23 protein-coding genes are annotated in these 22,975 nt (G+C 64.8%); 9 read left to right on the top strand and 14 right to left on the bottom strand.

From position 1 onward, the window contains the following. Positions 1-13 precede the first annotated feature (13 nt). Genes AWB78_RS01470 through AWB78_RS01440 form a run of 7 tightly spaced genes read left to right on the top strand, consistent with a single transcriptional unit; the run spans position 14 to position 5,314 of the window. Positions 14-487 (top strand): GspH/FimT family pseudopilin, encoded by a 474-nt coding sequence (locus tag AWB78_RS01470; protein WP_062601562.1) that lies wholly within the window; start codon positions 14-16, stop codon positions 485-487. Further along, positions 484-876, top strand: coding sequence for a type II secretion system minor pseudopilin GspI (gspI, locus tag AWB78_RS01465; protein ID WP_062601561.1), 393 nt, complete (start codon positions 484-486; stop codon positions 874-876). The genes AWB78_RS01470 and gspI overlap by 4 nt, the downstream gene beginning before the upstream one ends. Next, positions 854-1,540, top strand: a complete 687-nt coding sequence (locus tag AWB78_RS01460; protein ID WP_074173370.1) for a PulJ/GspJ family protein — start codon at positions 854-856, stop codon at positions 1,538-1,540. Before gspI ends, AWB78_RS01460 begins: the two co-directional genes overlap by 23 nt. Then, entirely contained in the window at positions 1,537-2,655 is a 1,119-nt protein-coding gene (gspK, locus tag AWB78_RS01455) for a type II secretion system minor pseudopilin GspK (protein ID WP_062601560.1), read from the top strand. Before AWB78_RS01460 ends, gspK begins: the two co-directional genes overlap by 4 nt. A 36-nt stretch (positions 2,656-2,691) precedes the next feature. Beyond that, positions 2,692-4,038 carry a type II secretion system protein GspL gene (gene gspL, locus AWB78_RS01450; protein WP_062601559.1) on the top strand — a complete coding sequence of 449 codons (1,347 nt, stop codon included), beginning with the start codon at positions 2,692-2,694 and terminating at the stop codon, positions 4,036-4,038. Beyond that, a complete protein-coding gene (locus AWB78_RS01445; RefSeq protein ID WP_062601558.1) occupies positions 4,035-4,538 on the top strand; it encodes a type II secretion system protein M in 504 nt (167 codons plus the stop codon). Before gspL ends, AWB78_RS01445 begins: the two co-directional genes overlap by 4 nt. Next, positions 4,535-5,314: a type II secretion system protein N gene (locus tag AWB78_RS01440; RefSeq protein WP_062601557.1), complete on the top strand. Its 780-nt coding sequence runs from the start codon at positions 4,535-4,537 to the stop codon at positions 5,312-5,314. Before AWB78_RS01445 ends, AWB78_RS01440 begins: the two co-directional genes overlap by 4 nt. A 4-nt stretch (positions 5,315-5,318) precedes the next feature. On the opposite strand, the gene AWB78_RS01435 is transcribed toward AWB78_RS01440, so the two are convergent. After that, on the bottom strand, positions 5,319-6,863 hold the full coding sequence (locus AWB78_RS01435; protein WP_062601762.1) for an efflux transporter outer membrane subunit: 1,545 nt from the start codon (positions 6,861-6,863) through the stop codon (positions 5,319-5,321). A gap of 194 nt (positions 6,864-7,057) precedes the next feature. Further along, complete coding sequence (locus AWB78_RS01430; protein ID WP_062601556.1) at positions 7,058-7,351, bottom strand: hypothetical protein; 294 nt, start codon at positions 7,349-7,351, stop codon at positions 7,058-7,060. A gap of 207 nt (positions 7,352-7,558) precedes the next feature. Between AWB78_RS01430 and AWB78_RS01425 the strand changes: the two genes are divergently transcribed. Beyond that, the gene (locus AWB78_RS01425) at positions 7,559-8,053 is read left to right on the top strand and encodes a MarR family winged helix-turn-helix transcriptional regulator (RefSeq protein WP_062601555.1); all 495 of its coding nucleotides are present in this window, start codon (positions 7,559-7,561) and stop codon (positions 8,051-8,053) included. A gap of 122 nt (positions 8,054-8,175) precedes the next feature. Next, a complete protein-coding gene (locus AWB78_RS01420) occupies positions 8,176-9,738 on the top strand; it encodes a DHA2 family efflux MFS transporter permease subunit (RefSeq protein WP_062601554.1) in 1,563 nt (520 codons plus the stop codon). On the opposite strand, the gene AWB78_RS01415 is transcribed toward AWB78_RS01420, so the two are convergent. The 12 genes from AWB78_RS01415 to AWB78_RS01360 form a co-directional block, all read right to left on the bottom strand. Beyond that, positions 9,732-10,292, bottom strand: a complete 561-nt coding sequence (locus AWB78_RS01415; RefSeq protein WP_062601553.1) for a hypothetical protein — start codon at positions 10,290-10,292, stop codon at positions 9,732-9,734. The genes AWB78_RS01420 and AWB78_RS01415 overlap by 7 nt on opposite strands. Positions 10,293-10,427: 135 nt before the next feature. Further along, positions 10,428-12,047, bottom strand: coding sequence for a glutamate--cysteine ligase (gene gshA / locus AWB78_RS01410; RefSeq protein WP_062601552.1), 1,620 nt, complete (start codon positions 12,045-12,047; stop codon positions 10,428-10,430). 229 nt (positions 12,048-12,276) lie between these two features. Next, positions 12,277-13,359: a bifunctional DNA-binding transcriptional regulator/O6-methylguanine-DNA methyltransferase Ada gene (ada, locus tag AWB78_RS01405; RefSeq protein WP_062601551.1), complete on the bottom strand. Its 1,083-nt coding sequence runs from the start codon at positions 13,357-13,359 to the stop codon at positions 12,277-12,279. 336 nt (positions 13,360-13,695) lie between these two features. Then, entirely contained in the window at positions 13,696-15,045 is a 1,350-nt protein-coding gene (hslU, locus tag AWB78_RS01400; protein WP_062601550.1) for an ATP-dependent protease ATPase subunit HslU, read from the bottom strand. Positions 15,046-15,057: 12 nt separating this feature from the next. Next, entirely contained in the window at positions 15,058-15,594 is a 537-nt protein-coding gene (gene hslV, locus AWB78_RS01395) for an ATP-dependent protease subunit HslV (protein ID WP_062601549.1), read from the bottom strand. A gap of 367 nt (positions 15,595-15,961) precedes the next feature. Continuing rightward, positions 15,962-16,378, bottom strand: coding sequence for an RNA polymerase-binding protein DksA (gene dksA / locus AWB78_RS01390; protein WP_008352366.1), 417 nt, complete (start codon positions 16,376-16,378; stop codon positions 15,962-15,964). Positions 16,379-16,943: 565 nt separating this feature from the next. Then, positions 16,944-18,020, bottom strand: coding sequence for a CobW family GTP-binding protein (locus tag AWB78_RS01385; protein WP_062601548.1), 1,077 nt, complete (start codon positions 18,018-18,020; stop codon positions 16,944-16,946). A gap of 117 nt (positions 18,021-18,137) precedes the next feature. Then, positions 18,138-19,337, bottom strand: a complete 1,200-nt coding sequence (locus AWB78_RS01380) for a class I SAM-dependent rRNA methyltransferase (RefSeq protein ID WP_062601547.1) — start codon at positions 19,335-19,337, stop codon at positions 18,138-18,140. Between the two features lie 36 nt (positions 19,338-19,373). Then, positions 19,374-20,312: a tyrosine recombinase XerC gene (xerC, locus tag AWB78_RS01375; RefSeq protein WP_062601546.1), complete on the bottom strand. Its 939-nt coding sequence runs from the start codon at positions 20,310-20,312 to the stop codon at positions 19,374-19,376. Between the two features lie 2 nt (positions 20,313-20,314). Beyond that, complete coding sequence (locus AWB78_RS01370) at positions 20,315-21,034, bottom strand: DUF484 family protein (RefSeq protein ID WP_062601545.1); 720 nt, start codon at positions 21,032-21,034, stop codon at positions 20,315-20,317. A 15-nt stretch (positions 21,035-21,049) separates the two neighbouring features. Beyond that, positions 21,050-21,922, bottom strand: coding sequence for a diaminopimelate epimerase (gene dapF, locus AWB78_RS01365; protein WP_062601544.1), 873 nt, complete (start codon positions 21,920-21,922; stop codon positions 21,050-21,052). A gap of 52 nt (positions 21,923-21,974) precedes the next feature. Continuing rightward, the gene (locus tag AWB78_RS01360; RefSeq protein WP_062601543.1) at positions 21,975-22,859 is read right to left on the bottom strand and encodes a lipid A biosynthesis lauroyl acyltransferase; all 885 of its coding nucleotides are present in this window, start codon (positions 22,857-22,859) and stop codon (positions 21,975-21,977) included. Positions 22,860-22,975 lie beyond the last annotated feature (116 nt).

Raw genomic sequence — 22,975 nt, 5'->3', positions numbered from 1 at the left:
GAAGGAAAGCGGCGTGAACAGGCAACGACAAGCAAGGCGCAACGCAGGCTTCACGCTGCTCGAAATGCTCGTCGTGCTCGTGATCGCGGGGCTGCTCGTGTCGCTTGCGTCGCTGCAGCTGACGCGCAATCCGCGCACCGATCTCAACGAGGAAGCGCAGCGGCTCGCGCTGCTCTTCGAATCGGCGGGCGACGAAGCGCAGGTGCGCGCGCGGCCGATCGCGTGGCAGCCGGTCGACGGCGGCTTCCGCTTCGACATCCGCACGGAAGACGGCTGGCGTCCGCTGCGCGACGATCTGCTTCGCGCGCGGCGCTGGGAAGGCGGCGTGACCGGCGTATCGATCCAGTTTCTCGATTCCGACAAGTCGGTGAGCCGGCTCGTGTTCGGCACCGAGGCCATCGATACGCCGATGGAAATCACGCTGATCTCGCCGGCGGGGCGCGCGACCATCGTCAGTGGCGGCAACGGCCGCTTCCAGGTGCGATGATGCGCCAACGTCGTCGACATCAACCCGGCTTCACGATGATCGAAGTGCTCGTCGCACTGGCGATCATCGCGGTGGCGCTTGCCGCTTCGGTGCGCGCGGTCGGCTCGCTCGCGACGGGCGAGGCGGACCTGCATCGGCGGCTGCTCGCGGGCTGGAGCGCGGACAACGAGCTCGCGCAGCTCAAGCTGTCGCGTCAGTTTCCGCCGGTCGGCTCGCGCACCTTCGACTGCTCGCAGGGCAATCTGAAGCTCAACTGCACGCAGCGTGTGAGTCAGACGCCGAATCCGATTTTCCGGCGCGTCGAGATGCTCGTCTCGACGCCCGGCCGCTCCGGTTATCTGGCGCAAATGGTCACGGTGGTAGCGAATGAAACGAACCGCTCGCTCTGACCGCCGCTTTCGCATCGGCAGCGGGCAGCGCGGCTTCACGCTGCTGGAGATGCTGATCGCGATCGCGATTCTCGCGGTGATCGCCGTGCTGTCGTGGCGCGGGCTCGACTCCGTGATTCGCGGCCGCGCGACCATCGAGAATTCGATGGAAGACGAGCGCATCGTCGCGCAATTGTTCGACCAGATGCGCATCGACGCGCGCCAGGCCGCAACCGACGACGAAGCCGGCCAGCCCGCGGTGCAGATCGGCAACGGCTCGCTGCAGATCGTGCGCGGCGTGTTCGCGCAGGGTGTGGCGCCGCGTCTGCAGGTCGTGCGTTACCGGCTGTCGGACGGGCGCATCGTGCGCTATGCATCGCCGCCGCTGTCGAACGTGGGCGAAGTGCGCCGCGCGCTGTCATCGGGCGATCGCGCCGACGGCTGGAGCGCGGTGCCGTTGATGGGCGGGGTGGCCACGCTCGCGACGCGCGTGTACATCCCCGAAAAAGGCTGGACGACGCGCATGGGCGACGTGCTCTCGCAGATCAACCAGAACGACAACAACCTGAAGGTGCCGCAACTGGGCAACGCGCCACTGGCGCGCGCGGTGTCGGGCGTTCAGGTCGCGGTCGGCGCGCGCAGTCTGCAAGTGCCGCTCACGCGCGTGTTTCTGGTCGGGGAATGACGATGCGAGCGCACAGGCCAGGGAAGAAGCAACGCGGCGTCGCGATCATCAGCGCGCTGCTGGTCGTATCGCTCGCGGCGATTCTGGTGTCGGGCATGCTGTGGCGCCAGCAGGTGCAGATTCGCCGCATCGAGAATCAGCGGCTGCTCGCACAGGCGCAATGGATTTCGCGCAGCGCGCTCGACTGGACGCGCCTCATCCTGCGCTCGGAAGCGGACACCTCGCCGACGGTCACGTATCTCGGCGGCGTGTGGGGCGTGCCGATCGCGAAGACGAAGCTGTCGGATTTTCTCGGGCAGATCGGCGAAGTGCGCGCGCAGCAAGGCGCATCGACGTATCTGTCCGGCTCGATCGAGGACGCGCAGGCGAAGTTCAACCTGCGCAATCTGGTGTCGACACCCACGCCCGGCGTGCTGACCATCAACGTCGCGCAGATTCAGGCGTTTCAGCGGCTGCTCGCGATGCTCGGCATCAACGGCTCGCTGGCGAAAACCGTGGCGCTGCAGATGCGCGCGGGCCTCGCGCGCTCCGCGACGCGCTTTCAGACGCAGACCGGCAACAGCGCGACGGGCGCGACCGGCCAGAGCGCCGAATCGACGATGGCGGCGATCGCGCAAGGCGGCGGCATGGGCGGCGGCAACTTCACCGACGATCCCGGCCTGAAGGACGCGGACAGCAACGCGCCCGTCGCGCCCTTGCAGATGATCAGCGTCGATTCGCTGCTCGACGTGCCGGGCTTTTCGGCGGAAGCGGTCGCGAAGCTTCGCCCGTTCGTCACCGTGCTGCCGACGACGACTGCAGTGAACATGAACACCGCGCCCGCCGAAGTCGTCGCGGCCGTCGTGCCGGGGATGAATCTGTCGCAGGGGCAGGCGTTCGTCGCGCGCCGCGAGACGGTGTTCTTCCACGATGTCGGCAATGTGCAGCTCGCGCTGACCGGCGCGGGCGTCAAGACGGTGTCGATCGATCCGAACGAGATGGACGTCACCACGAAGTATTTCGTGATTCACGGGCGCGTCGAACACGAACGCGCGCAACTGGAGCGCACGACGCTCGTCTATCGCGATCCGACGACGCATACGACGCGCATCGTCTATACGCGCGACACGCTTTGAAGACGTGCCGCAGTCATTGTTGAGAGGAAGTGGCCTTTGAGCACACTGATCGTTCTATTACCGCCGCGCGATCCCGCGGTGCGCTCGGAAGAGTGGCATCTGCCGGATCTGCCGTTTCTGCTGCTCGACAAGCGCGGCGAGCCGCAACGCAGCGGCCGCGCGGCGCTCGGGCTTCTGCCGCGCGCGAGCGCGACCGTGCTGATCGTCGCCGCGCGTGACACGCTTTTGCTCGCCGCTTCCGTGCCGCCGCTCAAGGGGCCGCGCTTGCGGCAGGCGCTGCCGAACGTCGTCGAGGATCAGCTGATTCAGGACCCGCAGACGTGTCATATCGCCGTCGATCCGGTCGAGCTCGCGGATGGCAAGCGCGTCGTCGCCGTAATCGATCGCGGCTGGTTCCGCTTCGTGCTCGGCGCGTTCGCGGGCGCGGGACATCGCAATGTGAAGGCCGTACCCGCAATGCGCTGCCTGCCGGTTCCGGCCGCGGCGCTCGTCGAGGAAGCCGCGGAAGGCGAAGAGCACGAAGCGCCGCCGACGCCGTTCGTCGCGGGCCTGCTCGGTCACGTCGTCTCGACCGCGCCCGCGCTGATCGGCGAGATGGCCGCGCCTGCGCCCGCCGTGGCCGGCGCGCAGCGCATCGAGATCGCGATTGCGCGTGGCGAGCGCGCGGCGCTCGGCGAAGGCCTCGCGCTGCCCGCCGACTCCATCGAGGCGACGCTCGGCGCGCTCGCGGGCGTTCATCCCACGACGCTCTATTCGCTCGTCGATCTGCCCGGCGACGAGCCGCGTCTGTCCGGCTCGCGCAATGCCGCGGCGGCCGTCGCGGGCGCGCAGCCGCTCGCATTCGAGGCGCTCGCGCGCAACGCCGTCGCGAGCCGCTTCGATCTGTGCCAGTTCGAATTCGCCGCGCAGCCGTGGCGCCTCGACCGTGCAACGATGCGTCGGCTGCGCGTGCCGATCGCGCTCGTGGCGGCGTCGATCGTCGTGTCGATCATCGGCGTCAACGTGCAATGGCTGCAACTCGCGCGCCAGCGCGACGCGATCAGCGCGCAGGAAACCGAGCTGCTGCTCAACGCGTTCCCGAAGACGACCGTCGTGCTCGACGCGCCCGATCAGATGTCGCGCAATCTCGATCGCCTGCGCGTGGCGTCGGGCGAGCTGTCGCCGTCGGATTTCCTGTCGCTGGCGGACGGCCTCGCGCGCTCGCTCGGTCCCGTGCCGGTGAACGGCGTCGCGGGGCTCGACTATCGCGACCGTCATCTGGAAGTGACCTTCAAGCCGGAAACGAAGGTCGATCCCGACCTCACGAAGCGCCTCGCCGCGAACGGCCTGAACGGTTCGATCGATAGCAACACCGGCAAATGGACGATCAGGAGCGGCCAATGAAAGCGGAAATCGGACGTTCACTGTCGGAATTCTGGGAAGTGCGCACGCCGCGCGAGAAGACGCTCCTGATGTGGGGTGGCCTCGCGCTCGGTCTCGCGCTCGTGTATCTCGTGTTGTGGGCGCCTGCGTTCGAAGGCCGCGCGCGGCTGCGCGAAAGCTTGCCGACGATGCAGCGCCAGCTCGCGACGATGACCGCGCAAGCCAACGAAGCGCGTTCGCTCGCGGGCAGCGCCGAAGGCGTGACGCCGACGGGCGGCGCGTTGCGCGATGCGCTCGCCAAATCGCTCGCCGACAACGGCATGCAGCCGACGCAGGTTCAGGTGATCGGCGCGGCGGTGCAGATCCAGTTGAAGAACGCGTCGTTCCCGAACTGGACGATGTGGCTCGACGACGCGCGCAAGCAGTTCAAGGTGCAGGTGTCGGAGGCGCATGTCACGGCGCTCAAGCCGGATGGCCAGGTGGACCTGACCGCATCGCTGCAACCGGCCGGCGTGAAATGAGCTACTGGACGCGACGAATCCGGCAGACGTTGCCGGCGATTTTCGTGATGTTGATTTCGGTCGCCGGCACGTTGCTCGTAATGATGCCGGCCGCGTGGATCGTGCCGCAGTTCTCGAAGGCGACGGGCGGCCACGTGAATCTGGTCGATCCTGCCGGCTCGCTGTGGCACGGCTCGGCCACGCTGATGCTCGCCGCCGGCAGCGATGGCGCGGGCGCGACGCTTCTGCCGGGACGCATCGAATGGACGACGTCTTTCCTGCCGCTCTTCACGGGGCGCGTGCACATGACGATGCGCCAGACCGAAGCGATGCCCGATGCCGTGGTCGTCGATGCCACCACGCGCGGCGCGATGGTGACCGCCGGCCAGATCGCGGTGCCCGCGGCGCTGCTCGCGGGTCTCGGCGCGCCGTTCAATACGCTGGATTTCGACGGTAGCGTGCGGCTCTCGTGGACCGAATTCCGCCTGCTGAAGCGCAACGCTTACGGGCAAGTGGTCGTCACGCTCGATGACATGGCTTCGCGCGTCTCGCGCGTGAAGCCGCTCGGCTCGTACCGTGTCGCGCTGCAGGCGCAGGGCGCATCGGCGACGATCGATCTCTCGACGAGCAAGGGGCCGCTGATGCTCAACGGCAACGGATCGCTATCGCAGGGATCGACGTCGTTTCAGGGCACGGCCACCGCCGCGCCCGAGCAGCGCGAAAACCTCGCGGGTCTTCTGAACCTGCTCGGCCGTCATACCGATCCGGATACGGTCGCGCTCACCTTCATGCGCTGAACGATCAGCGGTTCGCGGTTTGCGTCGCGCTCGCAGCCGACGCGGCCGCGGCGGGCGCCTCCACCGCGCCCGTCTCGCGATCCATCTGCGCGACATCCCAGCCGCCGCCGAGCGCCTTTACCAGTCCCACCGACGACACCATCCGCTGCCCCGCGATATTCGCGAGCTTCTGCTGCGCGGTGAAGGCGGTGGTCTGCGCGGTCAGCACGCTGATGTACGCGACCGTTCCCGCCTTGTACTGATTGTTGATGATCGCGAGCGCCTGCTGCGCCGACGCGACGGCCTGCTGCTGCACGACGATTTCCTTCTCGAGAATGCGCAGCGACGCGAGATTGTCCTCGACGTCCTGGAACGCCGTGAGCACCGTCTGCCGATAGGTCGCGACGTTCTGATCGTAGGCGGCGCGCGCGGCTTCGGTGCGCGCGGAGCGCAGGCCGCCGTCGAAGATGGTTGCGGCGATATCCGGCCCGAGCGTCCAGAAACGCGATGGCGCGCGCAGCAATTGCGACAGCACCGAGCTTTCAAAGCCGCCTTGCGCCGAGAGCGTGAGCGTGGGGAAATACGCGGCCATTTCGATGCCGATCTGCTCGTTCGCCGCGGCCGCCTTGCGTTCCGCCGACGCGATATCCGGACGCCGCTCGAGAATGGCGGAGGGCATCTGCACGGGCACCGTGGGCGGGGTGGCGTCGAGGGGAATCGGCGGAATCGAGAAGGTGGATGCCGGTTCGCCGACGAGCACCGCGATCGCGTGCTCGAACTGCGCGCGCGCGACGCCGTTATCGATCGCGGATGCCTGCGCGGACTGCAACTGCGTCTGCGCCTGAATCACGTCCGAGCGCGCGACGATGCCCTGCGCGTACTGATTCTGCGTGAGCTTGAGCGATTGCTCGTAGGCGGCGACGGTCTCGTCGAGCAGCTTTTGCTGGGCGTCGAGCGAGCGCAGCTGGAAGTAGCTTTGCGCGAGCGTCGCCTGCGCGGACAGCCGCGCGTTGGCGAGATCGGCGGCGGCGCCCTGCTCGCCCGCCTTCTGCGCGTTGACCGTGCGCGAGACGCTGCCCCAGAGGTCCGGTTCCCACGATGCGTCGAGCGCGAGGCTGAACTGGTTGTTGATCGAACCCTGCTGGCCGAGGCTCGAGCTGCTGGTCGACCGGTTGCCCGCGCCGGTTCCCGACCGCGATGCCGATGCCGACGCGCCGATCGTCGGGAAATACGCCGCGCGCGCCTCGCCGACGAGCGCGCGTGCCTGCCGGTAAGCCGCCGCGAACTGCGCGATGCTCTGATTCGACTGATTCAGGCGCGTCTGGAGTTCATCGAGGCGGGCGTCGTTGTAGATGGTCCACCATGAGCCGCGGTCGATCTGATCGGCGGGCTGCGCGACCTTCCAGCCTTCGGGCGCTTCCTTGTAGCTGGCCGGGACTGCCGTCGACGGGCGCTGATAATCGGGGCCGACCGCGCAGCCCGCGATGAGCATCGCGAGCGTGGCGGCCAGTGCCGTGGCGGTCAGCCGGCGTGTGATGAAAGGAGCGGGAAAGGCGGGGCGATACGGCATCTGCTTGTCGGAATCCTGTCGGCGCCGCTCCGTCCGATGCGACGAACGCGGCAAGCCGAGATGGTAACGGAACGCGGCGCGCACTCGAAATGCGCGCGCCGGGCGTTGTCGGGCAGACGTTAGGGTAACGGGTTCGCCGTAAGGCGGGTGTTACGCGGAGAAGGGAATAGGTTACGACGCGTTACGCGTGCGGATCATGCGCCGCCAGCGCCGCCGCTTCCGGGACATGGCGAACATGGCGCGGGAAGCATCGGGCGCGTGGATGCCTTTCTGGGCTTGGCCGAAGCCGCCGCCTTGCGTCGCTGCCGATTCTCGAACCATCCCATGCCGAGCACCACGAACGATCCGCCCGGCAGCAGGAACACGATCAGATACAACGCGAGTTTCCAGGAACCCAGCTTCGGCGGGACGAAGTGGCGGGAAGCGTTGGCGATCGTGCTGCTGATGGGGCCGAAGCGTCGGCGGGCGGAGCGGGCAAAGCGGGTCATTGGATGGTCCTTCGGGCGTCGCGAACGACGCAGCTGGCGATCAGAACATAGTCTCGGGCGGCGCATCAAGCGCGTAACTCGTTGCATGTAATAATATTGACTGTGCAACTAGTTTTCAAGACACTACTGATTGCTTTTTCGCAGTTGTTGCCGTCGTGTGACGCGACGCAATGTCGCAACCCGCGTCACCCGTTTTGACCGAAGTCGATGAACAGCGAACCGCTTTACGATCCAGCCACGATCCAGCTCGAAACGAGCCTCGGCTATTACCTCGCCAAGGCGCGCAACGTGCTCATCATGCGTACCGATGAGGCGCTCAAACCGCTCGATCTCACGTCGCAGCAAATCGGCGTGATCATGCTGCTCGCGTCGGGGCGGGCGCGCACGCCGCTGGAGCTGTCGCGCGAGATGTCCTATGACAGCGGCTCGATGACGCGCATGCTCGACAGGCTCGAAAAGAAAGGCTTCGTGAGCCGCGCGCGCAGCGAGGCGGATCGTAGGATCGTCGAGCTGAGTCTGACCGGGCGCGGGCGGGACGCGGCCGAGCGCTTGCCGGTCATCGGCGCGGCGGTGCTCAACGAGCAGTTGCAAGGTTTCAGCCGGTCGGAACTGGATCTGTTGCTCGGGATGCTCGGGCGGATCATCGGCAATACGCCTTTCGCGCATTGCACGCCCTGCGTCGACGACGAAGAATTATCCTGAATAATCCGACGAAACTAGCGAGCTATTTCGCTGATTTCACTGTCTGGGCAGAGAATGCCTCGGCAAGAGAAAGTTTGCGCGCGATGCGTGTTTGACGCACCGTCCGCGCTGGAGAACATGAGATGTCCACATCCGCGACGAGCACGCCTTCCACGCCGCCCGCGCGCATGCCGCTCACCGGCGGCATCCTCGCCTTGCTGACCATGGGCCTCGCGCTCGGCACCTTCATGGAAGTGCTCGATACATCGATCGCGAACGTCGCCGTGCCGACGATTTCCGGCAGCCTCGGCGTCGCGACGAGCGAAGGCACGTGGGTGATTTCGTCGTACTCGGTCGCGTCCGCGATCGCGGTGCCGCTGACCGGCTGGCTCGCACGGCGCGTCGGCGAGGTGAAGCTGTTCACGATTTCCGTGCTGCTGTTTTCGATCGCGTCGGCGCTGTGCGGGCTCGCGCACAACTTCGAATCGCTGATCGCGTTCCGCTTGCTGCAAGGCTTCGTCTCCGGCCCGATGGTCCCGCTGTCGCAAACCATCCTCATGCGCAGCTATCCGCCGGAAAAGCGCGGCCTCGCGCTCGGCCTCTGGGCGATGACCGTGATCGTCGCGCCGATCTTCGGCCCGGTGATGGGCGGCTACATCAGCGATAACTACACGTGGCCGTGGATCTTCTATATCAACGTGCCGATCGGCGTGTTTTCGGCGGCGATCTCGTATTTCCTGCTTCGCGGCCACGAGACGAAGACGACGAATCAGCCCATCGACGGCGTCGGTCTCGCGCTGCTCGTGATCGGCGTCGGCAGCCTGCAGATGATGCTCGATCTCGGCCGCGACCACGACTGGTTCAGCTCGAACTTCATCGTGACGCTGGCGATCGTTTCGGCGGTGTCGCTCGCGTTCATGCTGGCGTGGGAGCTGACCGAGAAGGAGCCGGTGATCGACCTCTCTCTGTTCCGCGACCGCAATTTCGCGATGGGCGTGCTCATCACGTCGCTCGGCTTTCTCGCCTTTTTCGGCTCGGTCGTGGTGCTGCCGCTCTGGCTTCAGACCGTGCTCGGTTACACGTCGTGGCTCGCGGGTCTCGCCGTCGCGCCGGTCGGCATCCTCGCGCTCGTGCTCTCGCCGCTCATCGGGCAGAACATGCATCGGCTGGAGCTGCGCGTCGTCGCGAGCCTGGCGTTCGTCACCTTCGCGTTCGTGTCGTACTGGAACTCGACCTTCACGCTCGACACGCCGTTCCACGAGATCATTTATCCGCGCCTGATTCAGGGCATCGGCGTGGCTTGCTTCTTCGTGCCGATGACGACGATCACGCTCTCCAGCGTCTCCGACGACCGGCTCGCGGGCGCGGCGGGCCTGTCGAACTTTCTGCGGGTGTTGTCGGGCGCGATCGGCACGGCGGTCAGCACGACGATGTGGGAAAACGGCATGATCCGCCATCACGCGCGGCTCACCGAATCGGTCACGCCGTATTCGGCCGGCACGTCGGCTTACTCGGATCTGCTCTCGGGACTGGGCTTGTCGGGACAGGCGCTGACCGCGCAGCTGGATCGCGTGGTGACGGCGCAGGCGTACATGATGTCGACCAACGACTTCTTCCGCATTTCGTTCTATGCGTTTCTCGCGCTGGCCGTGATGGTGTGGCTGACGCGGCCGAAGAAGGGCGCGTCAGCCATGATGGGTCACTGAAGCGGCGGCGCTGCGGACTGGCCCGGCTGGCTCTCGAGATTGAGCGGGACGGGTTGATCGAGCGGGCTCACCTGCACGCCGCCCGGCGCCGGCGCGGCGGGTGCCACGGCGTCTGCCTGCGCGGCTTGCGGCGTGGCGGTTTTCCGGAGCCCCGGACCGTTGCGGACGAACTGCTTGAAGTTCGCGCCCGCCTCCCACGGATTCGGCTGGCAGCCGAGCGGGTTGTCGCAGTGCGCCGCGAAGCCGATGGTCGCGGTCCCTTCGTTGGTCGGCGTCTTGGTGATCTGATACGCGAGCGCGCGCTTGCCGCTCGACGGCCCCGCAGTCTGGATGATCGAATCCGTGACGGTCTGCAGCTTGTATTCCGAGTGGTTGGTCACCCACACCTGGGCGCGCGCCCACCACGCGTCGCATTCCGCCTTGCTCATGCAGGTGAGCGGCTGCGTGGCCTGTTCCATGATCGTGCTGCTGACCTGGTCATCCACCGCGCAGCCGCTCAACAGCGCGAGCGACGCGGCCCCCAGCGCGGCCGCGCCGAAGAACTTCTTTTTCATTGCTCCCCCGAATCGTCGATAAGTCGGCAATCCTTCGACCAGCCGAGCCGGATGATGTTGCGATGCGTTTCCGTCTGTTGCATAACCGGCAAATCTTGCCGTTTCGCGAAACGAAACAGCGGAAAAACTTCCGCCTTACGCGCTCTCGGGATTCAGCTTGTAGACCTGATACGCGGCGACGAACGCTTCGAACGATTCCGTGTCGCGGCTTTCGACCACGGCCTGCTCGACGAGCGATTTCGCCGCGAGTTCCTCCATCATGCGCTCTTCGTCGGGCGGGAGCGGGCGCGCGCGGAATGCTTGTGCGTGGCGCGTGCTCAGATCGAGCGCGAAGTCATCGAAGGATTGCTGCTTGTCGCGCATCGTCTGGAGCACGCGGGCGGACGGCGTGAGCGATGCATCGGCGATACGCGGACGCAGCGCCGCCAGCGTGCGCGTGTGATCGTCGTTGCCGTTGAGCGCGTCGAGCGTCTTCGCGACGGGCGCGATCGCATCGAAAAGCTCCTCGGCCCATTGCTGCATGGACACGCTCGCGCCGTCGCGTTGCAGCGCGAGGCCCGGCTTGCGCCCTTCCTTCGCCACCGCGCTGAAGTTGCCGTTCGCTTCGATGCTCGCGTCGCGCGGCAACGGCGGGCTGTCTTCCAGCGCGCAGTACAGCAGATACGCATCGAGAAAACGCGCGGTTTCCAGCGAGATCCCGGTCGGTTCGAACGGATCGATGTCGAGGCAGCGCACTTCGATGTACTGCACGCCGCGCTCGGCCAATGCGTGCAACGGCCGCTCGCCGGAGTAGGTGACACGCTTCGGGCGGATCGTCGAGTAGAACTCGTTTTCGATCTGCAGGACGTTCGTGTTGATCTGCACCCATTCGCCGTCGCGCTGCGTGCCGATGGCTTCATACGGCGCGTACGGCTGGCTCACCGCTTTGGCGAGCACGTCGAGATAGGCATCGAGATCGTCGTAGCTCGGCAGCAGGTCCGCCTGCGCGGGATTGTTCGTGTAGCCGAGATCGCTCATGCGCAGGCTGGTCGCGTGCGGCAGAAAGAACGTGTCGGCGTCGAACGTTTCCAGGTGATGCGGCTTGCCTTCGACGAAGCGCCTGTTCAACGCCGGCGAAGCGCCGAACAGATACATCAGCAGCCAGTTCGTGCGGCGAAAGTTGCGGATGAGCGCGAAATAGCGCTCCGACTGGAAGTCTTTCGCGGACAGCGTGCTCGAATTATCGAGCGCCTGCCACGCGCGCCACACCGCTTCGTCGAGCGAATAGTTGTAGTGGATGCCCGCGATGCATTGCATCGTGCGCCCGTAGCGCAGCGCGAGCCCGCGGCGATACACCGTCTTCAGTCTGCCGATGTTCGACGTGCCGTAATAGCCGAACGGAATCTCGTCCTCGGGCGGCAAGGAATTGGGCATCGAGTCGTTCCACAGCAACTCGTCGCCCATGTGCGCGTACGCGAAACGATGCAGCGCGTCGAGCTGGTCGAGCGTGATGGCCGCGTCGGATTCGGCGGGCGTGATGAGTTCGACGAGCGCTTCGGAGTAATCGGTCGTGATGAGCGGGTGCGTCAGCGCCGAGCCGAACGAACGCGGATGCGGCGTCATCGCGAGCTTGCCTTGCGGCGTCACGCGCAAGCTTTCTCTTTCGATGCCGCGCAAGCCTTGACGCAACGCGTCGGCGTTGGGGCCGGACGCGAGCGCGGCAAGCCTGCGCTCAAAAGCGCCGGACTTGGGGTGAGCCGAATTCTTGTTTGCCATTGAAACGTTCTGCGAGGAGCGCGAGCGGCATGCGCCCGGATCGTATTTTTGGGGTAGCGGGCACTTTAACATCTCGGTGTAAGGCCTGCTTGGACCCAGATCCGGCAAGGGTTTGCGGGTTTTTAGGGAGATTTGCGCGGCGCTTGGCGGCGCGCTTTGAAGCCGCTTCGGACGGCTCGCGAGGAGAACGGAGCGCTCGCGCGTCAGATCGACGGCGAGCGCCCGTGTTTCATGCGACCTTGTTCGCTTCGTTGCGCGCGCGCTCGGTTTCGAGCAACGCTTCCTTGCGCGGCTTGCCCCAGCGATAGCCCGCAATCGCGCCGTCCTTGCCGATCACGCGATGGCACGGAATCGCGAGCGCCACCGGATTCGACGCGCAGGCATTCGCCACTGCCCGCACCGCGCGCGGCGAGCCGAGCGATTCGGCGATCTCGGTATAGCTGCGCGTCTGGCCGTACGGGATGCGCCGCAACGCATCCCACACGCGACGCTGAAACGCGGTCGCGCCGATGTCGAGCGGCAAGTCGAAGCGCTCGCGCGTGCCTTGCACATACGCGCGAATCTGCGCGATGAACGGCTCCATCTTCGCGGCATCCTCGACACGCTCGGCCCGCGCGAAATCGGCGCCGAGCTGCTCGATGAGCGTGTTCGCGTCGTCGCCGAATGCGATATTGCAGACGCCCTTGTCCGTCGCGGCGACGAGCACCTGGCCGAGCGGCGTATCGGCGGTGGCGTAGCGCACGGTCAGTCCCGCGCCCTGCCGACGGTATGCGGATGGCGTCATGCCGAGTTCGGCGGGCACCGCTTCGTACATGCGCGACGGCGAGCCGAAGCCGGCGTCGTGCGTCGCTCGCGTGACGTCGCGACCGCGCTGCAAGGCGTCGCGCAGCACGCCCGCGCGCTGCGCCGCCTGATACTGGCGCGGCGAAATGCCGACGATCCGCGAAAAAAGCCGCTGCAAATGAAATGGGCTGACGTGCACGGCGTCGCTCAACTGCGCGAGCGTCATGCGCTGCTGCGGATCGGCGTCGAGCACCTTGCACGCGCGCTCGACGATCGCCAGTTCGCGCGGCAGGCTCGTCGGCTGGCAGCGCTTGCACGCGCGATATCCGGCTTGCTCGGCAGCGTCCGTCGTCGGGAAGAATTCGACGTTCTCACGACGTGGCGCGCGCGACGCGCACGACGGCCGGCAGAACACGCCGGTCGTGCGCACGGCGAAGAAGAAGGCGCCGTCCGCGCGCTCGTCGCGATCGACGACTGCCTGCCAGCGGCTCCCTTCCGATGTGAAATTGGGGTCTGCTACGGTTTTCATGACGACCTCGATGGCTCGTGGGTACGGGACCACGGTAGAGCCATGCAAATGAGGTTACGCGCCGTTTCTTGCGCTGTCATCGGCGGGCGGAATCTCAAAAATGACGCGCAGATACCACAAGTCGACGCTATAGGGGTTTTTACTAAAATTTGTATTGCGTCGCATCAGGCGGCTGTGTATGATTGGAACTGTCTCCTCCATGTCTCCTCCTGATATGGATTCAGCCCGCCAACCTAGGCGGGCTTTTTTTCGCCTATACCAAACGCAGCAAACGCAGCGAGCACAAAAAAACCGAGCCTCGCGGCCCGGTTTCTTCGTTTAGATAGCGCGCTTTGGTCAGAGCACGTAGCGCGACAAATCCTCGTCCTGCGCCACTTCGCCGAGCGCGCGGTCCACATATGCCGCGTCGATGTGCACCGGCTGGCCCGTGTGATTGCCCGCCGCGAACGACACTTCCTCCAGCAGCTTCTCGATCACGGTATAAAGCCGCCGCGCACCGATGTTCTCCGTCTTCTCGTTGACCGAGAACGCGATTTCGGCCAGACGCCGGATGCCTTCCTGCGCGAAATCGAGTTCGACGCCTTCCGTCGCGAGCAGCGCCTTGTACTGCTTGACGAGGCTCGCGTCGGTCGCATTCAGGATCGATTCGAAATCTTCGACCGACAGCGAATCCAGCTCGACGCGAATCGGGAAGCGCCCTTGCAGCTCGGGAATCAGGTCGCTCGGCTTGGCGAGATGAAACGCGCCGCTCGCGATGAACAGGATGTGATCGGTCTTGATCATCCCGTACTTCGTGTTGATGGTCGTGCCTTCGACGAGCGGCAGCAGATCGCGCTGCACGCCCGCGCGCGACACTTCAGCGCCGCCCGCTTCGCTGCGCGACGCGATTTTGTCAATTTCATCGAGAAACACGATGCCGTTCTGCTCGACGTTCTGCACCGCCTTGCTCTTGACCTCTTCGTCGTTGAGCATCTTGCCGGCTTCCTCGTCGGTGAGCAGCTTCAGCGCTTCCTTCACCTTCACCTTGCGGCGCGTCTTCTTGCCGCCGCCGATGTTCGCGAACATCGAGCGGATCTGCTCGGTCATGTCTTCCATGCCCGGCGGCCCCATGATGTCCATGCCGACCTGCGGCATTTCCACGTCGAGCTCGATGTCCTTGTCGTCGAGCGCGCCTTCGCGCAGGCGCTTGCGGAAGGTCTGACGCGTGGCGTTGTCGCCGCCTTCGCCGCTCGACTCGATCGCGTTCGACGCGCCGAATCCGACCGGACGCGCGCTCGGCAGCAGAATGTCGAGGATGCGGTCTTCCGCGCGGTCCTCGGCCTTGGTGCGGACCTTCTTCATCTCGGATTCGCGCGTCTGCTTGACCGAAATCTCGATCAGATCGCGCACGATGCTGTCGACATCGCGGCCGACGTAGCCCACTTCGGTGAACTTGGTCGCCTCGATCTTGATGAACGGCGCGTCCGCGAGCTTCGCGAGACGACGCGCGATTTCCGTCTTGCCGACGCCTGTCGGCCCGATCATCAGAATGTTCTTCGGCGTGATTTCCTGGCGCAGCGGATCAGCGACCTGCTGACGGCGCCAGCGGTTGCGCAGCGCGACGGCCACGGCCTTTTTCGCGCGCTTCTGACCGATGATGTGCTTGTCCAGCTCGGAGACGATTTCGGAGGGAGTCATGGTGGTCATCGCTTCAGTCCTTTACTCGATCGTCTCGATGACGCGATTGTGGTTGGTGTAGATGCACATGTCGCCGGCGATGGTGAGCGCCTTTTCGACGACCTCGCGCGGCGAGAGACTGGTGTTTTCGACGAGCGCCTGCGCCGCGGCTTGCGCGTAGGCGCCGCCCGAGCCGATCGCAGCGATGCCGTGTTCGGGGTCGAGCACGTCGCCGTTGCCGGTGATGACGAGCGTCGCGCTCGCGTCGGCGGCGATCAGCATGGCTTCGAGACGACGCAGCATGCGATCGGTGCGCCAGTCCTTCGCGAGTTCGACGGCGGCGCGCGTCAGATTGCCCTGATGTTTCTCGAGCTTCGCTTCGAAGCGGTCGAGCAGCGAGAACGCATCGGCCGTGCCGCCGGCGAAGCCGACCAGCACCTTGCCGCCATAGATGCGGCGCACTTTCTTCGCGCCCCCTTTCATGACGATGTTGCCGAGCGTCACCTGACCATCGCCGCCCAGCGCGACCTTGCCGTCGCGGCGCACGGAGACGATGGTCGTGCCGTGAAATTGTTCCATGTGCGTTCCTTGTGAAAACAGAAGGACGCGGGGCGGCTTTGTCTTTGAGCTAAAGCCGCCGCGCAGTCGAGAATTCGATGGAGTGCACGGCGCGGGGTTCCGCCGGGCCAGTGGCCTCGGGCCGACGGCGCCGCGCGCGCGCCTGCCGCGATGATGCCTGTGCGGGGCGCGTCGGAATCATTTTAGGGCGACGGGGGATTTATCAAGGCGTGCGGCAGGATGTCCCGCGTTTTTACCCGACCGGAAGCAAAAAAGGCACACGATCGACGTGTGCCTTTTTCCTGCTGCAAAGCGCGTGCGCGACTTTTCGCGGCGGCGTGCTCCCCGTGGCGGGCGGTCCCGCAACGCACGCCGGCCGGCGGCGATCTCAGTCGCCGAACAGCTTCTGACGCAGTTCGCGGCGTTCCTGAGCTTCGAGCGAGAGCGTGGCCGTCGGACGCGCGAGCAGGCGCGGAATGCCGATCGGCTCGCCGGTTTCCTCGCACCAGCCGTAATCGCCGGATTCGATGCGCGCGAGGGATTGCTGCACCTTCTTCAGAAGCTTGCGTTCGCGGTCACGCGTGCGCAGTTCCAGTGCATGCTCTTCCTCGATGGTCGCGCGATCCGCCGGGTCCGGCACGATCACCGTTTCCCGCAGATTCTCCGTCGTCTGGCCGGCATTCTTCAGAATGTCCGCTTGCAACTGCTCGAGCCGGTTCTTGAAGAAGGCGAGTTGATCCTCGTTCATGTAATCCTTCTCGCTCATCTTCAGGATTTCGGCTTCGGTCAAGAGTTTCGTTGTCATCTGCTTGCTTCTTCAATGTAAGGCGATGTCTTCGCAACGCCCGCACTTGCGTTACCCGCATGCAGCGCATCGGTACGCTTGAAGCTTGCGATACGCCGATGCGGGGCCGAACTCCTCTGGAAACCGATATTGGATGATGCTCCGGATGACCGGGCGCATTCGCATGGCCCGGGAAATTTCCGGCCCCGGTGCTTTGTCTTGATTTGCCTTCCCCCGGCAAATCGAGGCATCGTCCCGACGGGACATCCCTTTACTGACATCCGCTGGTCGAACGTTCTGACGAACATCCAGCGAAACTGCCCTTCTCCAGTGGGGCTGTATTGTAACTGAACCGCAATTTCCGACGATAACCGAGGAAAACCCTGTCAATTCGCGCCGGAATTTCAAAAATATAACGCTTGGACGTGCAAAAAGCGATGTCGGTTCGTGGTCGCGCCTACATACCCGCATCGAAAGATCGCGAATATGAAAAACGCCGCGCGCGAGCCGTTCGCGGCGGCGTTTCCGATCAGCGTCCTATTTCGCCCCGCGTGAATGGCACGATCCAAGCGAGATGCGTGCCGGATTACTTCACGAGGCAGGCGTCCAGGCCGTCGGTGATCAGATCCTTCGGCAGCTCGATACCGATGAACACCATCTTGCTGTTCTTCTTATCCACCGGCATCCACTTGCCGGCGAGGTCGCTGCCCATCATCTGATGCACGCCCTGGAACACGACCTTGCGATCGACGCCCTTCATATAAAGCACGCCCTTGTAGCGCAGCAGGCGTTCGCCATAGATCTGCAGAATGCCGCCGAGGAAGTCTTCGAGGCGGTTCGGATCGAACGGCTTTTCGCTGCGGTACACGAACGACTTGATCTTGTCGTCGTGATGCGCGTGATGGTGATGATGATGCCCGTGGTCGTGATCGTGGCTGTGATCGTGGCCGCAGGTCGAATGATCGTGATCGTCATCGTGCGCGTGATCATGGTCGTGATCGTGCTCCTCTTCTTCCGCGAGGAAGTCCGGATCGATCTCGAGCTTCGAATTCAGGTTGAAGCCGCGCAGGTCGAAAATTTCCTTGATGTCGGCATCGCCGAAATTCACGACCTTGATCGCCGCGCGCGGGTTCATGTGCACCAGACGATGCTTGAGCGAATCGAGCTCATCGGCGGAGACGAGATCGGACTTCGTGACGAACAGTCGGTCCGCGAACCCGACTTGCCGCTGCACCACTTCGTGCTGATCGAGCTGCGAATCGGCGTGCTTGGCGTCGACCAGCGTGATGATCGCGTCGAGCAGGAATTCGTCGGCGACGGTGTTATCCATGAAGAACGTCTGCGCGACCGGGCCCGGATTCGCGAGGCCGGTGGTTTCGATGACGACGCGGTCGAAATCGAGCGTGCCCGCCTTCTTGCGGTTCGCGAGATCTTCGAGCGCGCGCGCCAGATCGCCGCGGATCGTGCAGCAGATGCAGCCGTTGCTCATCTGGATGATCTGCTCGTTCGTCTCCTGCACGAGAATTTCGTTGTCGATGTTCTCTTCGCCGAACTCGTTCTCGATCACGGCGATCTTCATGCCGTGCTGCTCGTTCAGGATGCGCTTGAGCAGCGTGGTTTTGCCGCTGCCCAGAAAGCCGGTCAGGATGGTTACGGGAATCATGGTGTCGCCTGTGTCCTTTTAAGTTCAGGAATCGCGCTGAATCGATTATTGAAACATATTTGTCAAGCCGATGCTTCTTGCGCCTTTCGCGCGTGAATTGCGCCTACTTTGGGCCGATCAGGCGATTTGCAACAGTAGCCCTTTCAGGTATTCGCCTTCGGGGAACGCGGTCAAGAGCGGATGATCGACGCCCGCGCCCAGCCGCTTGAGCATGCGCGCATCGACGCGCGCGTCCGCCGCCGCGCTCGCCACGATCTTCTGAAACAGGTCGGAATCGATCGCGCCCGAGCACGAGTACGTGAACAGCAAGCCGCCCGGACGCAGCAGTCTGAAGCCGCTCAGGTTGATGTCCTTGTAGGCGCGTGCGGCGCGATCGACGGTTTCCTTCGACGGCGCGAACTTCGGCGGATCGAGCACGATCAGGTCGAAGCGCTGGCCTTCGTCGTAGAGGCGGCGCAGCGTCTTGAAGGCATCGGCGTCGAGCCATTCGGCTTTTTGCGCATCGAAGCCATTCGCGACGACGTTTTGCCGCGCGAGCGCGAGCGCCTCGCCGGACGAATCGACCGACACGACGCGCGTCGCCCCGCCTTTCAGCGCGGCGAGCGAGAAGCCGCCCGTATAGCAGAAGCAGTTGAGCACTTCGCGGCCGGCGGCGTGCTGCGCGACGAGCACGCGGTTATCGCGCTGATCGACGTAGAAGCCCGTCTTGTGGCCATTGCGCACATCGACGTGATAGCGCACGCCGCATTCGTTCGTGATGAGCGTGTCGGGCGGCGCGTCGCCGGCGAGCACGCCGGTCGTCTGCTCGAGCCCTTCCTTCTGGCGGATCGATACATCCGAGCGCTCGTAGACGTTCGGGCAGCCGGTCGCGGCGATCAGCGCCTGCACGATCGCTTCCTTCCACGCCTCGACGCCCGTCGCCATGAACTGGCAGACGAGCTGCGCGTGAGTGCCGTCATCCGCGACGTAGTAATCGACGATCAGGCCGGGCAGGCCGTCCGCCTCGCCGAAGATGAGACGCGTGGCGCCCGTGTCCTTCACCATCGTCTGCCGATGTGCGACCGCGCGCTGCACGCGGCGCTTGAAGAACGCGTGATCGACGGGCTCGCTTTCATCGAACGTCCACACGCGCGCGCGAATCTGCGATTGCGGGCTGTACGACGCGCGCGCGAGGAAACGTCCGTCGGCCGCGCGCACGATGACGGTCGCGCCCGGCGCGGGCGTGCCGTCGATACGCGCGATGGCGTTGGCGTAAATCCACGGATGGCGGCGAACGAGCGATTTTTCCTTCGCCGGTTTGAGGGTGATGGTGTTCATTGCGATGCGAGTGAGGCGCGTGAGGCGCCGGAGGAATCAATCGCGCTTCTTTGCGCGCGGGTGCGCCTTATCGTAGACGCGGGCGAGATGCTGAAAATCGAGCGACGTGTACACCTGCGTGGCCGTGATGCTCGCGTGGCCCAGCAACTCCTGCACCGCGCGCAGATCGCCGCTCGATTGCAGGACGTGCGTGGCGAACGAGTGACGCAGCACGTGCGGATGCACGTTCGACGGAATGCCCGCCTGGAGCGCGAGCCGCTTCACGCGCTCGCGCACCACGCCGGGCGCCATGCGGTTGCCGCGCACGGACAGGAAGAGCGCGTGCGGATCGAGCTTGACGAACTGGCCGCGCACGGCGATCCAGGCGCGCAACGCTTCGATCGCCTTGCTGCCGACCGGCACCTTGCGCTCGCGTTTTCCTTTACCGCGGACGTGGACCTCGGCGTTCTCGAGATCGAGCCAACTCACGGACGTTTCGACGTGCTGCACGTCGAGACTCACCAGTTCCGCGAGCCGCAAGCCCGATGAGTAGAAGAGCTCGAGCATCGCGTGATCGCGCAGCGCTTCGGGCGTGCCGGATTGCGGCGCGTCCATGAGCGCCATCGCGTCATCGACGGAAAGCGCCTTCGGCAGCGTCTTTTCGCGCTTGGGCGCGCGCACCGTCGCGACGGGATTCGCGGGCATCTCGACGCGCTCGGCGAGCCATCGATAGAACGCGCGCCACGCCGACAGCCGATGCGCGATCGAGCGCGAAGACAGCCCCGCCGCGTGCGCGCGCACGACCGCGCCGCGCATATCGGCGGCGGTCAGCGATTCGAGCGGACGGCCCTTGGCGAGCGCGCGCAGCTCGCTCAACTCATGCGTGTAGCCGCGCAGCGTGTGCTCGGAGAGATGCCGCTGGTGTTCCAGCATCGCGAGATAGTCGGCGATTGCGCCTTCCAAGGGCGCTTCCTTCGGTGCATCCGCGGCGTCCATGATCAGTGCGGCAGCAAGCGCGACAGCGCCGCGCTCGCCAGTGCGCCGATCTGCGTGAGGAAGTCGGTCGCCATGCCGTCGTGAAAGCGGCGCGGATCGGGCGAGCCCATCACGAGCAGGCCGAAGCTCGGCGCATCCGGGCCGGCTTGCGGATCGCGCAGCGCGATCAGCGAGACGGATTCGATCTTCCGGTCGATGTCGGACGGGCCCTGGCTGGGCGCCACAGTCGCCGATGCCGAGTTCGCGGCGCCGAGCCATTGCGCGGCCGCGAAGCCGGTGTTCGTGCCGCAATACGGCGCGGCGAGACCGCTCGCGAAAATGCGTACTTCCTCGCCGACCTGACGCGCGAAATCGGCCTGCCGGAATGCTTCGTCGATATCCCACACGCGCAGCGCGGCGTGCGGCACGTCGAAGACTTCGCACAAGCCCTTGCTGATGGTCGCGGGCAGCGCGTACGGATCGCGCTGCGAAATCACGCGCACGGTCCAGCGGTTGAACTTGGTCGAGATGCTGTCGTTCTCGTGGCCGTAACGCAGCAGCTCGGCGAGACGCCGTTCGAGCTGCTTGTTCTTGTCGCGCAGCATTTCCATCTGGCGTTCCTGCAGCGACACGGCCGCTTTGCCGTGCGGATTCGAAAGCCGGATGGTGCCGAGCAGTTCCGCGTGCTCGACGAAGAAATCGGGGTTGTCGAGCAGGTAGTCGGCGACTTCGCGTGGATTCATGGTGACGTGTGTGCGTTAGACGATGCGATCGAGCTCGATTTCGCCTTCGAAAACCGTGGCGGCGGGGCCGGCCATGAAAAGCGCGGCGGTTTCATCCCGCGCGCCGTCCCAGTTGATCGTGAGCGAGCCGCCGTGCGTTTCGACGCGAACCGGCGAATCCAGCGCGCCACGGCGGATGCCGGCGGCCACTGCCGCGCATGCGCCCGTGCCGCAGGCGAGCGTTTCGCCCGCGCCGCGCTCGTAGACGCGCAGCTTCACCGAATGACGATCGACGATCTGCATGAAGCCCGCGTTCACGCGCTTCGGAAAGCGCGCGTGACGCTCGATGAGCGGGCCTTCGATCAGAACCGGATAGGCCTCGACGTCATCGACGATCTGCACCGCGTGCGGATTGCCCATCGACACGACGGAAATCCAGCGGGTTTCACCGTTCAAGTCGAGCGGCCAGAGCGTGTCCTTGCCTTCGATGCGGCCTTCGAGACCTTGCGCGTCGAACGGCACTTCCGGCGGATCGAACACCGGCGTGCTCATATCGACGACGACTTCGCCGTTCTCCTGCATCGTCAGCGTGATGACGCCTTTCTGCACCTGCACGCGCACGCTCGCCGCGTTCGTCAGACGACGGTCGCGCACGAACTTCACGAAGCAGCGCGCGCCGTTGCCGCAATGCTCGACCTCGCCGCCATCGCAATTGAAGATGCGGTACTTGAAGTCGACGCCTTCGATGGTCGGCTTTTCCACGAGCAGCAACTGATCCGCGCCCACGCCGAAATGACGGTTCGCGAGCGCGCGCACTTGCTCGGACGAAAGTTCGAGCGCCTGCGTATAGCCGTCGAGCACGACGAAATCGTTGCCCGCGCCTTGCATTTTGGTGAATTTCAGTTTCATGGCCGCTATTGTATGTGACCCGCGTTGCGACGTTTTTCGCGCCGTTCGCGCTTCAATAAAATCCCGGCTCGCCCGGCGGCCGCGTCTTGAAGCGCTTGTGCACCCAATAATATTGCTCCGGAATGCGCGGAATCTGCTCTTCGAGAAACGCGTTCATGCGGCGCGCGTCGGCTTCGTCGTCGCCGGTGGGATAGTTGTCCCACGGCTCGAAGATCTTGAGCCGATAACCCTTGTAGTCCGGCAGCACTTCACCGATGAACGGCACGACCCGCGCCTTGCCCGTCTTGGCAAGCCGGCCGACGGCCGTCAGTGTGCACGTCGGAATGCCGAAGAACGGCACGAACGTGGAATTGCGCATGCCGTAATCCATGTCCGCACCGAGCATCACGGGTTTGCGCTCGCGCAGCCAGCGCAACACGACGCGCGCGCTGTCGGCGCGGCTCGCCATATCGGCGCCGAAGCGGGCGCGCTGTTTTTTCGCGAGCGCTTCGATCTGCGGGTTCGAAAACGGTTGATACAGCGACCCGCACCGGCGTTGCGACGCGTAGTTGAGGAAGATCGAGCCCGCCTCGATGCCGACGAAATGAAACCCGAGCATGAGCGAGGGCGGCATATCGGGATCGGTGAGATCGATAGCGCTGTCCACCTGGATCAGCTTCTCCAGCTTCTTCGCCGAGCCGAACCACTGCACGCTGCGCTCGACATAGCTGCGGATCGCGTGGCGGAAGTGCTTCTGCGCGATGTCCTCGCGTTTCTCGTCGGACCACTCCGGGAAGCACAGCTTCAGGTTCGTATGGACGATGCGCTTGCGGCGGCTCGGAATCTGATAAAGGAGCCAGCCGAGGCCGTCGCCGAAACGGGCGGTGATGCCGTAAGGGATGAACGCCAGAAACCTGAGAAAGCCGATGGCGAGCGCAACGCCGATGCGCCCTAGCATGAGCGGCTCCGGCGTGCGGATGAACAGGGCGGGACTAGGGAAGCCAAAAGGGTCAATTCTGTGAAAACAAGGGAAAACGGTATAATAGAACCTTCGCCGAGTTAATGGACAACTTG

Source organism: Caballeronia calidae, from assembly GCF_900044055.2.
Lineage (GTDB): Bacteria > Pseudomonadota > Gammaproteobacteria > Burkholderiales > Burkholderiaceae > Caballeronia > Caballeronia calidae.
Note: the sequence above shows the minus strand (reverse complement) of the source record. Positions and strands in the feature narration are given on the sequence as shown.

Excerpts from the sequence above, each read along its gene's own strand:
- gspI (WP_062601561.1), top strand. The coding sequence starts at position 484 with ATGATGCGCCAACGTCGTCGACATCAACCCGGCTTCACGATGATCGAA.
- AWB78_RS01460 (WP_074173370.1), top strand. The coding sequence starts at position 854 with ATGAAACGAACCGCTCGCTCTGACCGCCGCTTTCGCATCGGCAGCGGG.
- gspK (WP_062601560.1), top strand. The coding sequence starts at position 1,537 with ATGACGATGCGAGCGCACAGGCCAGGGAAGAAGCAACGCGGCGTCGCG.
- AWB78_RS01445 (WP_062601558.1), top strand. The coding sequence starts at position 4,035 with ATGAAAGCGGAAATCGGACGTTCACTGTCGGAATTCTGGGAAGTGCGC.
- AWB78_RS01440 (WP_062601557.1), top strand. The coding sequence starts at position 4,535 with ATGAGCTACTGGACGCGACGAATCCGGCAGACGTTGCCGGCGATTTTC.
- AWB78_RS01435 (WP_062601762.1), bottom strand. The coding sequence starts at position 6,863 with ATGCCGTATCGCCCCGCCTTTCCCGCTCCTTTCATCACACGCCGGCTG.
- AWB78_RS01430 (WP_062601556.1), bottom strand. The coding sequence starts at position 7,351 with ATGACCCGCTTTGCCCGCTCCGCCCGCCGACGCTTCGGCCCCATCAGC.
- AWB78_RS01425 (WP_062601555.1), top strand. The coding sequence starts at position 7,559 with ATGAACAGCGAACCGCTTTACGATCCAGCCACGATCCAGCTCGAAACG.
- AWB78_RS01420 (WP_062601554.1), top strand. The coding sequence starts at position 8,176 with ATGTCCACATCCGCGACGAGCACGCCTTCCACGCCGCCCGCGCGCATG.
- AWB78_RS01415 (WP_062601553.1), bottom strand. The coding sequence starts at position 10,292 with ATGAAAAAGAAGTTCTTCGGCGCGGCCGCGCTGGGGGCCGCGTCGCTC.
- gshA (WP_062601552.1), bottom strand. The coding sequence starts at position 12,047 with ATGGCAAACAAGAATTCGGCTCACCCCAAGTCCGGCGCTTTTGAGCGC.
- ada (WP_062601551.1), bottom strand. The coding sequence starts at position 13,359 with ATGAAAACCGTAGCAGACCCCAATTTCACATCGGAAGGGAGCCGCTGG.
- hslU (WP_062601550.1), bottom strand. The coding sequence starts at position 15,045 with ATGACCACCATGACTCCCTCCGAAATCGTCTCCGAGCTGGACAAGCAC.
- hslV (WP_062601549.1), bottom strand. The coding sequence starts at position 15,594 with ATGGAACAATTTCACGGCACGACCATCGTCTCCGTGCGCCGCGACGGC.
- dksA (WP_008352366.1), bottom strand. The coding sequence starts at position 16,378 with ATGACAACGAAACTCTTGACCGAAGCCGAAATCCTGAAGATGAGCGAG.
- AWB78_RS01385 (WP_062601548.1), bottom strand. The coding sequence starts at position 18,020 with ATGATTCCCGTAACCATCCTGACCGGCTTTCTGGGCAGCGGCAAAACC.
- AWB78_RS01380 (WP_062601547.1), bottom strand. The coding sequence starts at position 19,337 with ATGAACACCATCACCCTCAAACCGGCGAAGGAAAAATCGCTCGTTCGC.
- xerC (WP_062601546.1), bottom strand. The coding sequence starts at position 20,312 with ATGGACGCCGCGGATGCACCGAAGGAAGCGCCCTTGGAAGGCGCAATC.
- AWB78_RS01370 (WP_062601545.1), bottom strand. The coding sequence starts at position 21,034 with ATGAATCCACGCGAAGTCGCCGACTACCTGCTCGACAACCCCGATTTC.
- dapF (WP_062601544.1), bottom strand. The coding sequence starts at position 21,922 with ATGAAACTGAAATTCACCAAAATGCAAGGCGCGGGCAACGATTTCGTC.
- AWB78_RS01360 (WP_062601543.1), bottom strand. The coding sequence starts at position 22,859 with ATGCTAGGGCGCATCGGCGTTGCGCTCGCCATCGGCTTTCTCAGGTTT.